We start from the raw sequence: 12465 nt of genomic DNA, 5'->3' as shown, positions 1-12465 counted from the left end.
ATGACCGACACCGACGTCCACAGCGACGCCGCCGATCGCCACCTGCTGCAGCGCATGGCCGGCGGCGACCGCGACGCGCTGGCCACGCTGTACCGCAGCTACCACGCCCGCCTCGGCCGTTTCCTGTCGCGCCTGACCCGGCGTCCGGACATCATCGAGGAAGCCATCAACGACTGCTTCCTGATCGTCTGGCAGAAAGCCGACGGCTTCCGCGGCGATTCCCAGGTCTCGACCTGGATCATGGGCATCGCCTACCGCTGCGGGCTCAAGGCGCTGCGCCAGCACGGCGCCGACCCGGTCGACCAGGACGAACTCGGCGACGACCGCATGGCCGCCGACGATCCCGACGAAGACCGCGAGTTGCGCGACTGGCTCGGCAAGGGCCTGGAACGGCTGAGCGCGGACCAACGCGTGGTGGTCGAGCTGGTCTACGGCGTCGGCTACAAGCTCGAGGACATCGCCGAGATGCTGGAGTGCCCGCTCGGCACCATCAAGGCCCGCCTGTTCCATGCGCGGGTCAAGCTGCGCAACGTGCTGCCGGCGCTGGCCGGCGGCGCCCGCGCCCTCACCGGAAATCTGTCATGACCGCCTCCCCGATGGACCCCGGGCACGACTGCGCGCGCGCCTGGGAGCTGATGCCCGCGGCGCTGCTCGGCCATGCCGACGAAGAACGCGGCCGTTGGCTGGCCTCGCACCTGGGCCGGTGCGATGCGTGCAGCGCCGAGTTCGCCCAGCAGCAGCGCCTGCGCCGGGCCATGTCGCTGCCGACCGACCTGCCGCTGGACCCGCAGGCCGGGCTGCGGCGCCTGCTCGAACGCATCGACGCGCCGCCCGCGCAGGCCGCGCCGGCGCGCGCGCGCGGCTGGGCGATCAAGGCGCTGGCCGCCTCGGTGCTGATCCAGGCCGTCGGCCTGGGCGTGCTGAGTTCGCAGCTCTACGCGGCGAACCAGCGTGCCGGCTACCGCACCCTCAGCGACGCGCCGGCCGCGGCGCCGGCGCCGGCCGCGGCGATCCGGGTCGTGCCCGATCCGAACATGCCGCTGGGCGAATGGAACGCGCTGCTGCGCGGGCTGGAATTGCAGGTGATCGAGGGCCCCAACGCCGTAGGCGCGTATCTGCTCGCGCCCGCCGCGCCGACGCAGGCGCAGGCCACGCAGTTGCTGCAGCGGCTGCGCAGCGCGCCGGGCATCCGCCTGGCCGAATCCGTCGCCGCGCGATGACTCGCTCGATGCATCGCGCTAGGAATGCGTTGCCGGCGTTCGTGCTCGACACTTGTCTGGCGCTCGTCGCCTGCCTGGCGCTGACCGGCTGCGCGCAATCGCTGCGCCGCGATCCGGCGCCGATGCCGGACGCACCGGCCGCGGCGATGGCGACGCAGATGGATCCGCAACGCGACGTGCTGGTCGTGGTGGACAACCCGGTCGCCGCGCCGCCGGCGCGCGCCGGCTCCAACCTGCTCGGCTACGCGCCGGCGCGCCACTACGGCCTGGGCCAGCAGGCGGCCGCCGCGCTGCAGGCGATCGGGCGCGAGCACCGCCTGCGCGAAGTCGCCGGCTGGCCGATCAAGTCGCTGGGCTGGTACTGCGCGGTGCTGCGGCCCGCGCCGGGCGAATCGGCCGAACAGGCGCTGGCGCGCCTGGGCGCGGACACGCGGGTCAAGCTGGCCCAGCCGCTGCAGGATTTCTCCGTGCAATCCGCGCGGACGCCGCAATCGTCCGTGCGCGCAGCGCCGCGCGCGTCGGCGCCGCGCTACAACGATCCCTACCTGGACCTGCAACGCGGCTTCATCGCCCTCAACGCCGGCGCCGCGCACGCGCGCAGCCGCGGCCGCGGGGTCGGCGTCGCCATCGTCGATACCGGCGCGGACGCCGGCCATCCGGACCTGCACGGACGCATCCGCACCGCGCTGGATCTGGTCGAGGCCGATCCGGCCGCGTTCAGGCGCGACGCGCACGGCACCGAAGTCGCCGGGATCGTCGCCGCCAACAGCAACAACCGCCTCGGCATCGCCGGCATCGCCCCGCTGGCCGTGCTCGATCTGTACAAAGCCTGCTGGTACCCCGCCGCGCCCGGCGACGGCGCGCGCTGCAATTCCTTCACCCTGGCCAAGGCCCTGGCCGCGGTCGCCGACAGCCGCGCGCGCGTGGTCAACCTGAGCCTGGGCGGACCGGCCGATCCGCTGCTGCGCAGGTTGCTGCAGCAGTTGCTCGAACAAGGCCGGATCGTGGTCGCCTCGCTGCCCGCCGACGGCCGCATGAGCGGGTTTCCGGCCGACACGCCGGGGGTGATCGTGGTCGGCGACAACGCCCGCGCGCTTGCGCCCGGCAGCCTCGGCGCGCCGGGCAGCGACATCCTCACCACCCGGCCCGGCGGCGGCTACGACTTCGCCTCCGGCTCCTCGATGGCCGCCGCGCACGTCAGCGGCGTCGCCGCGCTGCTGCTGTCGGCGGCGCCGTCGCTGGACGCCGCGCGCGTGCGCGCCTTGCTGTTCGGCGCTGCCGGCGCGGCGCGCGAGGTCGATGCCGCGGCCGCGGTCGAGGCCGCGATCGCCGGCCCCGCGGCGCCCGCGCAGCCCTGATCCGCGCATCGCTTGGTGCTTGTCCGGCCCGCGCCGCCGGGCCGGCCTGGCCGAAGCCGCTGCGGCCGAGCCGGCCCGCCCCACTCGGAGCGCAGCGATCCACCGATCGGACGGGCCCGTCGGGCAAACCGACCGAGCCGGCGGGCCAGGCGGGGCGGCCAAACGGCCCGAGTCCATACCACCGGTTCCGCAAGGCCAGCCGCGCCAAGCCGTCGCCGCAGAGCCTGCCGTAGCGAGCCCGCGCTCGCCGGCACGCACGCCGCTCGCCCCGCAGCGAGGGCTGAAAATCCCAGATTCCCGCGCCTGCCGCCGCCCCCCGAAACAGGGCATTCCACCGCGTCCCCCAGCCCCCAGGGCCCTAAAAGCGGCCCCAACGAACATTACCGAACCGTCACACATGACCTTCGACACCCTGCGCGCGCGCCGGCCGGGACTATCGTCCGCCCGGTGCCCGGGCCGCACGCGTCGTGCCCGCCGGCGACGCGCCGACCCAGAATCGGCCACAATCCCGCACTGTTTCTCGCCTACGCCTTACGGCCGGAGCCCGCTGTGATCCTCAAGAAACCGCAAGTCCTGTTGCTGTCCGTCGCCATCGCCACCGCCGTCGCGGCCTGCGGCGGCAAAACCGAAGCCCCCGCGCCGACCGCTCCGGCCGGCGACCAGGTCGCCAAGCCGGCCGAAGCCGCCACCGCGCTGAAGCTCGACGAGAGCAAGCTGCAGAAGGTCAACCGCTTCGAAATCGGCGACCTGGACAGCGCCAAGGACGCCTGCGTCGACTTCGCCGGCTACGCCAACGGCAAGTGGCTGGCGGCCAACCCGATCCCGGGCGACCGCACCTCGTGGGGCGCGTTCGAAATGCTCGACGAGCGTTCCAACGACGTCCAGCACCAGCTCGCCGAGCAGGCCGCGGCCGACGCCAAGGCCACGGGCGTTGAGAAGATCGTCGGCGACCTGTGGGCCACCGGCATGGACGAGGCCAAGGTCAACGCCCAGGGCATCGAGCCGCTGAAGGCCGACCTGGCCAAGATCGACGCCGTCGACAGCCCCGAGAAGATCGCCGCCTACCTGCGCGACACCGCGGCCACCGGCGACAACCCGATGTTCGACTTCGGCGCCCAGGCCGACTTCAAGAACTCGGCCGAAAACATCGCCTACGCCACCCAGGGCGGCCTGGGCCTGCCGGACGCGCCGTACTACACCGACGCCAAGTTCAAGGACAAGCTGGCCGCGTACGAGCAGCACATCGCCAAGGTGCTCGAGCTCGGCGGCGCCAAGCCTGAGGACGCCGCCAAGCAGGCCAAGGACGTGATCGCGTTCGAAACCCGCCTGGCCAAGGCCTCCAAGACCCGCGAGCAGCTCTCGCGCGACGTCTCGCTGTACTACAACCCGATCAGCCCGGCCAAGGCCGACGAGCTGACCCCGAACTTCTCCTGGACCAAGTTCTTCGAAACCCAGGGCGTGGCCACGCCGAAGATGTTCTCGCTGGCGGTGCCGGGCTTCCACGAAGAAGTCAGCAAGATGATCGCCGACACCCCGGCGAGCGCGTGGCAGGCCTACCTGCGCTTCCACACCATCGACGGCGCCTCGCCGTTCCTGTCCGACGCGTTCGTGCAGGAGAACTTCAACTTCTACTCCAAGACCATGCGCGGTCAGAAGGAGATCAAGGACCGCTGGAAGCGCGTGCTGGCCACCGTCGAAGGCCAGGCCGGCGAAGCGATGGGCCAGTTGTACGTCAAGGTCGCCTTCTCCGCCGAATCCAAGCAGCGCATGCAGGCGCTGGTGGAGAACCTGCGCCAGTCGCTGAAGTCGCGCATCGAAAACCTGTCGTGGATGAGCGCCGACACCAAGAAAAAGGCGCTGGAGAAGTGGGCGAGCTTCACTCCGAAGATCGGCTACCCGGACAAGTGGCGCGACTGGAGCGGCCTGAAGACCGGCCGCGACAGCTACTACGCCAACGTCAAGGCGGCCAACGAGTTCAACTACAAGTGGAACCTGAGCAAGATCGGCAAGCCGGTCGACAAGACCGAGTGGGGCATGAGCCCGCAGACGGTCAACGCCTACTACAACCCGCTGCAGAACGAGATCGTGTTCCCGGCGGCGATCCTGCAGCCGCCGTTCTTCGACCCGAAGGCCGACGACGCGGTCAACTACGGCGGCATCGGCGCGGTGATCGGTCATGAAATGACCCACGGCTACGACGACCAGGGTTCGCGCTTCGGGCCGACCGGCAACATGGAAGTGTGGTGGGCGCCGTCCGACGCCAAGGCGTTCTCGGCCCTGACCGGCAAGCTGATCAAGCAGTTCGACGGCTACACCGCGATCGGCGGGCAGAAGGTCAACGGCACCCACACCCTGGGCGAGAACATCGCCGACCTCGGCGGCCTGGCCACCGCGTTCGACGCGATGAAGAAGGCCGCGGGCGACACCCCGGACCCGAAGACCGACGGCCTGACCCGCGACCAGCGCTTCTTCCTCAACTGGGCCACGGTGTGGCGCCGCAACTTCACCCCGGACGAGGAGAAGATGCGCCTGCAGACCGACGAGCACGCGCTGGCCAACTTCCGCGCGATCGGCGCGCCGTCGAACCTGCCGACCTTCGCGGCGGCGTTCTCGTGCAAGCCCGGCCAGCCGATGGTGCGCGAGGGCGACAAGCAGGTGATCATCTGGTGATCGCTGCGGCGCGTTGCTTGCGCCGGATTTGATGCATCGACGAAGGCCCGGGGATTCCCGGGCCTTTGTTTTTGTTCGGGACTGGGGCTCTGTATTCGGGATCTGCCCTGGGCCGGTCGCCGCGTCTCGCCGCGCCCCCACCTACCGTCATCCCCGCGAAGGCGGGGATCCAGGGCTTCATCGCGACATGGCTCTGAAGTCTCTGGATCCCCGCCTTCGCGGGGATGACGGCAGCAGGCAGGCGCAGCAGTGGGCGGGCGCGCGTTCTCCGATCCCGAATGCCAACCCCGAGTCCCAATCCCCAATCCCGTCCCGAAACCCATTCACCGCCATCCCACGCCGGATTGTTAAACTCGCGCATCCTCAGGATGGATTACGCGATGCAGACCCTACGCCCGCTTGCCTGCGCCCTGGCCCTCAGCCTCCTTGCCGGCCTGGCCTCGCCCGCCGCCGACGCCGCCAAGAAGAAGGCCGCGCCCAAGTCCAAGGCTCCGGCCGTCGCCAACGCCTGCACCGACTTCTACGCCAACGCCAACGCCGACTGGCTGCGCGCCAATCCGCTGTCCGGGGCCGCCTCGGTCTCGGCGCTGGACACCCTGGCCGGCAACGCCCGCCGCCAGCAGCTGGAACTGCTCAACACCGCGATGACCGCACCGCAGGGCAACGTGCAGAAGCTGCTCGGCGACTTCTGGGCCAGCGGCCTGGACGAGGCCGCGGTCGAGCGCGACGGCTCGCAGCCGATCGCCCCGCTGCTGGGCCGCATCAACGCGATCAAGAAGTCCAAGGACATCCCGGCCTCGATCGCCGCGCTGCACCAGGTCGGCATCCCGGTGCTGTTCAACTTCGGCGCCGACATCGACCTCAAGGACCTGGAACGCCACATCGGCTACTTCAGCCAGGGCGGCCTGGGCCTGCCGGATCCGGCCTACTACACCCGCACCGACAACGACACCCGCCAGTTGCTGGCGCAGTACAACGTCTACGTGCAGAAGATCCTGACCCTGACCGGCACGCCGAAGGACAAGCTCGCGGCCGAGTCGCAGTTGGTGATCGATCTGGAAACCCGCCTGGCCCGCGCCTCCAAGCCGCTGTCGGCGCTGCGCGACCCGGTCGCCAACTACGCGCCGGTCGCCACCAACACCCTGGGCAAGACCTACAAGCGCCTGCAGCTCGGCGATTTCCTCAAGGCCCAGGGCGTCAGCGACGACAGCGTGTCGATGGCCAACCCGGCGCTGTTCGCCGAGATGGACAAGCTGATCGACCAGCTCAAGCCCGAGCAGTGGAAGACCTACCTGCGCTGGCGCGTCGGCGATTCGATGGCGCCGTACCTGGCCAAGAGCTTCCGCGACGCCGAGTTCGATTTCCGCGGCAAGATCCTGCGCGGCCAGCGCGAGCAGCCCGCGCGCCAGCAGAGCGTGCTCGACGCGATCACCCTGGCCGCCGGCCCGATGGTCGGCCACGAGTACGCCGCGCGCTACCTGCCCGCCGCCACCGACCAGCGCGCCGAGCAGATCGCCCAGCAGGTGCGCGACGCGCTGGCCAAGGCCATCGACGCCGACACCCGCTTCAGCGACAGCGCCAAGAACGAAGCGCGCGCCAAGCTGGCCAAGCTCAAGATCGAGATCGGCACGCCCAAGCGCGACCTGGACTACACCGTGCAGCCGATGGGCCGCGGCAGCTTCGGCAGCAACATGCTGATCGCCTCGACTTGGCGCCACCGCGAAGAGATGAAGCGCATCGGCCGCGGCAACGCCGACCGCCGCTGGGACGTGCTGCCGCAGGAGCCGTCGCTGGCCTACGACATCGCCCAGAACCGCCTGATCGTGACCGCGGCGATGCTGCAGGCGCCGGTGCTCGACATGAGCCGCGGCGACGCCGCGCAGTACGGCGCCTTCGGCGCGCTGGTCGGCGCCGAGCTGACCCACGGCTTCGACAGCCGCGGCCGCTACGTCGACGCCAAGCAGGAAGTGCGCGACTGGTGGACCCCGACCGAAGTCTCGGCCTGGGACGCGATGACCGCGCGCGTCGCGGCGCAGTACAGCGCCGAATCCTGGCCGGGCCTGAGCTCGGTCAAGGTCAACGGCCAGCAGGTGCGCGAAGTCGCCATCGCCGACCAGGCCGGCGTCGAACTCGCCTGGGCCGCTTACCGCGCCGCGCAGCCTGCCGCGGCCAAGGACGCCAACCAGTCCTTCTTCAAGGCCTGGGCCGGCGTGTGGGCGCAGCAGCTGAGCCCGGAAGCGGCGGCGCAGCGCGCGGCCGCCGGCATCTACGCGCCGGGCCAGTGGCGCACCAACATCCCGCTGTCGAACCTGTCCGCCTTCGGCGAAGCGTTCGGCTGCAAGGCGGGCACAGCGATGGTGCGCAAGGCCGACCAGCAGATCAAGGTGTTTCCCTGATCCTGGCCTGGGTGCATGAACGATGAAAAAGCCCGGCGAATGCCGGGCTTTTTCTTTGCCGCAAGATCGCGAGAACGATGGGGTCGCTACCTGTAGGAGCGGCGCGAGCCGCGACCGCGACAATGCAACTGCGACGAAAGCGACGGCGTAGCTGCGTTGTCGCGGTCGCGGCTCGCGCCGCTCCTACAGGAGGATACGAAACTGCGTTGGCATCCCCGCCGCGCAGCGGGCCACCAAGACCTCACTGCAAACGCACCCGGCGCACCTGCGAACTTTCGATCCCGATCGCCACCGCCCTGCCCTCGTCGTCGAACAACACCAGCCGATCGTCCTGCTCGCGCACGCGCAGCAGCCGCGCCCACGGCCAGTCGACCTGCGTCACGCAGCGCGCGCTGGCGCCGCTGCCGCGGCGGATGAGGCAGGCGCGCAAGCGCTGGGCGCCGCGCAGCAGCACCAGAAAACCGCGCGCCAACGGGATCGCTTCGGCATCGCAATCGCCGGGCTCGGCCGGCTCCAGCTCGACCGCGCACTCGCGGCCCTGCATGTGGAAGGAAAACCGCACGCGGCCGGACACGCCGACCTCCACCCGCGGATCGCTCGCCGCGCCGTGCGGGTCCAGCAGCGTTCCGCCGGCATCCAGCTGCACCGGCTCGCGCGACACCAGCGCGCGTTGCGGCGCGGTGCGGTAATGCCAGATCGCGGTCGCGCCGCGGCCGGCAACCAGGAACAACTCGTCGTGGCGCAGGAACCGCGCCTGCACGATCTGCCCGCCGAGATCGCCGACGCTCCACAGCACGTCCAGCGGCCGCGCGCCCGCATCCGCCGGGCCGGCATCGAGCGCGACGATGCGCTGCGCCGTCGCCACCGACCAGGCGATGCCGTCGAAACGGTCGGCGAAGAACTGCAGCGGCATCGCGCCGAGATCGTCGATGCCGTGCTGGGTCAGGTCGAGCCGGGCGATGCGCCACACCGATTCGCGCTTGGCCAGGGCCAGCGCGACTTCGCCGCTGTCGCCGAGCACCAGCCGGTGCGCGGGCACCGCGTAGCGGCGCAGGCAGCGGCCGCCGGCGTCGTACACCGCCACGCCGGCTTCGCCGAACGCGGCCAGCCAGCGGCCCTCGCCGAGCGCGGCCATATCCAGCGGCGCCTGCAAGCCGGCGGGTTCGTCGATGCGGATCGACAAGGGCTCGCGCCGGTCCCACAGCGGCGCGTTCGGCGCGACCGGCGGCGCCGCCCAGTTCGGCACATCGGCGGCCAGCCACGGGTCGGCGGCGAGCCGCAGGATCTGGTCCAACTGCGCGCGCTCGAGCGCATTGGCGTCGCCGGCGCGGTCGGCGGCCAGCGCCGGCAGCGTGCGCGCGGCGATCCGCGCCAGCGCCGGGTTGTTCGCGCGGCACGCGGCCAAGGCCTGGCCCAACGCCTCGCGCGCGCCGGCCGGGCCGTCGACATCGGCCAGCGCCTCGATCCGCGCGGCGTAGTGTTCGACCGTATCGGGCAGCAGGCAGGCGCGCTGCACCAGCGCGCGCGCCGACAGCTCCGCGCCGCCGGTCTCGGCCGCCTGCAGCCAGCGGCCGGCCTGTTCGCGCGAATCCGAGGCCGGGTCCACATCCGGCCAGACCGCGTCCACCGCTTCCAGCCAGCGCCCTTGCGCGGCGAGCGCGCGGCCCCATTCGCGGCGCAGGGTCAGCGCGTGCTCCGCGGCCGACCCGGCTTCCAGCATCGCCACCGCCGCGGCGAAGGCGTTGTCGCGCCGCGCCACCAGCACCGCGCGCTCGCGGTCGCCGGCCAGCAGCAGCAAGCGGATGATCGCGTCGGCCGGCATGTCCCAGCCCAGCGCCAGCTCCGCCGCCTGCGCCACGCGCCCGTGCTTGAGCAAATAGTCCAACGCTTCCTGGCGCGCGTTGAGCAGTTCGGCCAGCACGAACACGGCTTCGTCGACCTTGCCCTGGCGGTCCAGGCTTTCGAATGCGCTGCGGTAGCTGCGGCGCAACAGTTCGCGCACATCGTCGCCGGCGCCGATGCTGGCGCCGACGCCGCGTTGCGCGCTCAGGCTCAGGTCGCCGCGCCGCATCGGCACACCGAAGGACTGGCCGAGCGAATCGGTGCCGTCGCCGTCGATCGGCAGCGCGTGGCGCAGCGCTTCCAGCAAGTCGCCGCGGTCGAACTGTTCCATCAGCCGGCGCAGATACGCACCCTGGCGCAAGCCGATCAGCCGGGCTGCGCCGCTGGCCGCGGCCATGCGCGCCAGCGCCGCGCGCCAGCGTTGCGGCGGCCGCGCCGGGGCGCGCGCGGCGATGCCGCCGGCGCGCGTGCCGCTGGCGCCAGCATTGCCGTGGCCGCCTTCGTCCACGCCCCAGCCGGGAAAGCGCCGCAGCAGCCACGCCGCGGCGCGGTCGCGCAATGCCAGCGCGCGCTCGCCCACACCGGGCCGGCCCGCTGCGTCGGCGTCGCCGTCCAGGCCGAGCGCACGCAGGAAGCGCTGGCGCTCCTCGCTCGGCGGCGCGATGCGTCCGTCGAGCAACTCGCGCACGCGCTTGCCGGCGAGCTTGTCCTCGCGCAGCTTGGGCAGCGCGCGGTCGCAAGCGAAGCTGTCGTGCAGGGCGTAGTCGTCCAGATCGATCGCCAGCGACAGGTCCAGCGCCTCGCCTTCGCCGAAGCCCAGCGCGAGCGAGCGCCCGCCCACCACCAGCCGCACATCGGCGGGCTCCAGTTGTTCGCGTTCGCGCTCGGTCAGCGGCCCGGCGTGCAGCCCGTGCGCGCCGATCCGGCGCAGCGGCGTTGCGTCGATGCGTTCGCAATGCAGCATGCGTTCGGCTTCGAAGCGCAGCAGATCGCCGCGCGCCGCGCCGCGCTCGAAGCGCCAGGCGCGGCAGCCCGGCGCCCACCACCGCAGCAAGCGTTCGCTGCGCTGCTGCGCGCTCAAGGTGTCGGCCGGCAGCCACAGGCCGGCGACGGCCTGCACGCCGCGCCACACCGGATAGCGCACTTGCGCGCCCAACGCCTCAACCATCGCCGTACCCCCCGGGGTAGATCGTGGGCCGGCCGTCGCGCCCGCGCAACACGATCAGGCGCCCGTCGGCGTCGACCGCGGCCGTGGTCCAGCCGCGCTCGCACACGCTGCCCGTGCTGAGCCGCACTGCCGATTCGTAGACCACCTTGCGCTCGCGCTCGCCGATCCGCACCACCTGGGTGCGATCGGGATTGAACGCCACCAGCGCCGGTTCGTCCTCCATGCACGGATCCGCGCCGATCACCTTCCACTCGGCCGGCAGGATGATCTCGAAATCGCGGTCGACGCGGTTGCCGCGGCGCCACACCCGCCATATCCGCGCGCGTTCGCCGCCGTGGCCGGCCGCGCCGAATTCGGCCGCGACCACCCCGACCCAGGGCAGGCCGCCCGACCAACCGTGCAGGAACGCGGACAGCGGCGGCGAGGGACAGGCCAGACGGCAGGAGGTTTCCTTAGCGCGGAATCCGCTGTTGGCGATCTCGAGATGGCCGTCGCGATGGCACAGGTGCGCCACGTAGCCCCCGGCGGCGTCGCACAACGCGAGCACACCCTCGGCGACTTTGCGCGGCGACAGGTCCATGCTCGCGGCGGAGCCGCTGCGGCGCTCGGTCCAGGCCCACAGCACGCCGTCGGCCAGCAACCACAGTTCCGGTGGTTCATCGAAACGGTGGTCGTGCACGCAACGCAGCCAGCGTCCCTGCGGCAACGCGAGCTCCGCCTGCGGCGGCCGGTGCCCGCCGCCGAAACCGCGCAACGACCAGAACCTCAGCGCCTGGCCGCGGGCGAGGATGCCGCCGAACTTCTGCCGATCCATACCGGCCGCCAGCAATACGGTTTGCGGATCCCAGCGCATGACGAAAGGCGGATGGCTCGGATCGTTGAGGCGATACACGCGCACGGCGTTGCGCCCGGCCAGCGCCACGGCCACGGTCGCGCCGTCGGCGGACAGCACCGGCGGCTGGGTGATCGACAAACGCCCCGCGCCGTCCGCGCGCGGCGCGCGCACCTGCACTGCCATGCCGTTGCGCGCGCGCAGGTCGAACTCGCCGCGCAGCAGCCGCGCGCCGGTATCGGCGGCCGGCAAGGCCAGCGTGGTCTCGCGCCGCGCTTGCGCCGCGCTGATCGTCACCGCCAGCGCGCCGGGCTGAGCGGCGAGGATCCCGACCCGATGGCCGAGCCCGTGCCCCGGCGCGCGCGCGCCGATCGACCAGCGCTCGGCCGGCGCCGGATCCAGCGCGTCCAGGCTGCGCGCCCAGCGCTGCTCCATCGCGGTGCGGTCCGCGTCCTCGCCTTCGAACCGCCACGCGCGCGCGCCGAGCAACTCGCGCAGGCGTTCGGCCGAATCGGCCTCGTGCAATTCGCCCGGAACCCCGAGCACGCCCCACACGAACCGCGCCTTCGCCGCCTGCGCACGCTGCGCCAGCAAGATCCACAAGGCCACGTGCAGCAGCCGCGGCGCGCCGAGCTGCGCGGGGCCGGTGTCGAACACCGCCACGGTCAGCGCGTCGGCCTGGCGCGCGACCAGCTTCGGGCTCAGGAACAGATGCTCGCCACCGGCGGCGCGGCGGTCGAATTCTTCCGGCGCGGCGTCGGCCAGCGCCCATTCGCTCAGCAGCAGGCGCTCGTAGCTGCCGCGCTGGCGCAGGTCGTCGATGCCTTCGGGTTCCAGCCGCCCGCTCGCCGCGCGCAGGCGGAACGCGCCCAGCAGCGGATGCAGGCGCAGCAGGCATTCGCCCAACGCCGACGCCAGCTCCGGATCGAACCAGTCCAGCCATTGCCGCCAGGGCGCCAGGGTCGCGGGCAGACGCATG

At 72.0% G+C, this 12465-nt stretch carries 7 protein-coding genes; 5 read left to right on the top strand and 2 right to left on the bottom strand.

Annotated features, from left to right (window positions below; all coding sequences use genetic code 11):
• The 5 genes from BLU84_RS09730 (at position 1) to BLU84_RS09710 (ending at position 7644) form a co-directional block, all read left to right on the top strand.
• Positions 1 to 585 carry an RNA polymerase sigma factor gene (locus BLU84_RS09730; protein WP_074865809.1) on the top strand — a complete coding sequence of 195 codons (585 nt, stop codon included), beginning with the start codon at positions 1 to 3 and terminating at the stop codon, positions 583 to 585.
• Positions 582 to 1220, top strand: coding sequence for an anti-sigma factor (locus BLU84_RS09725; RefSeq protein ID WP_074865806.1), 639 nt, complete (start codon positions 582 to 584; stop codon positions 1218 to 1220). Before BLU84_RS09730 ends, BLU84_RS09725 begins: the two co-directional genes overlap by 4 nt.
• An 8-nt stretch (positions 1221 to 1228) precedes the next feature.
• Positions 1229 to 2578, top strand: a complete 1350-nt coding sequence (locus BLU84_RS09720) for a S8 family peptidase (RefSeq protein WP_074865803.1) — start codon at positions 1229 to 1231, stop codon at positions 2576 to 2578.
• Positions 2579 to 3130: 552 nt separating this feature from the next.
• Complete coding sequence (locus BLU84_RS09715; RefSeq protein WP_139174921.1) at positions 3131 to 5248, top strand: M13 family metallopeptidase; 2118 nt, start codon at positions 3131 to 3133, stop codon at positions 5246 to 5248.
• A gap of 380 nt (positions 5249 to 5628) precedes the next feature.
• Positions 5629 to 7644, top strand: a complete 2016-nt coding sequence (locus tag BLU84_RS09710; protein WP_074866573.1) for a M13 family metallopeptidase — start codon at positions 5629 to 5631, stop codon at positions 7642 to 7644.
• Between the two features lie 241 nt (positions 7645 to 7885).
• Here the strand turns inward: BLU84_RS09710 and BLU84_RS09705 are convergent, their stop codons facing one another.
• Both BLU84_RS09705 and BLU84_RS09700 read right to left on the bottom strand, forming a co-directional pair.
• On the bottom strand, positions 7886 to 10654 hold the full coding sequence (locus BLU84_RS09705) for a bpX6 domain-containing protein (RefSeq protein ID WP_074865798.1): 2769 nt from the start codon (positions 10652 to 10654) through the stop codon (positions 7886 to 7888).
• The gene (locus tag BLU84_RS09700) at positions 10647 to 12464 is read right to left on the bottom strand and encodes a hypothetical protein (protein WP_074865794.1); all 1818 of its coding nucleotides are present in this window, start codon (positions 12462 to 12464) and stop codon (positions 10647 to 10649) included. The genes BLU84_RS09705 and BLU84_RS09700 overlap by 8 nt, the downstream gene beginning before the upstream one ends.
• Position 12465 lies beyond the last annotated feature (1 nt).

The organism is Lysobacter enzymogenes (genome assembly GCF_900106525.1).
GTDB lineage: Bacteria > Pseudomonadota > Gammaproteobacteria > Xanthomonadales > Xanthomonadaceae > Lysobacter > Lysobacter enzymogenes.
Note: the sequence above shows the minus strand (reverse complement) of the source record. Positions and strands in the feature narration are given on the sequence as shown.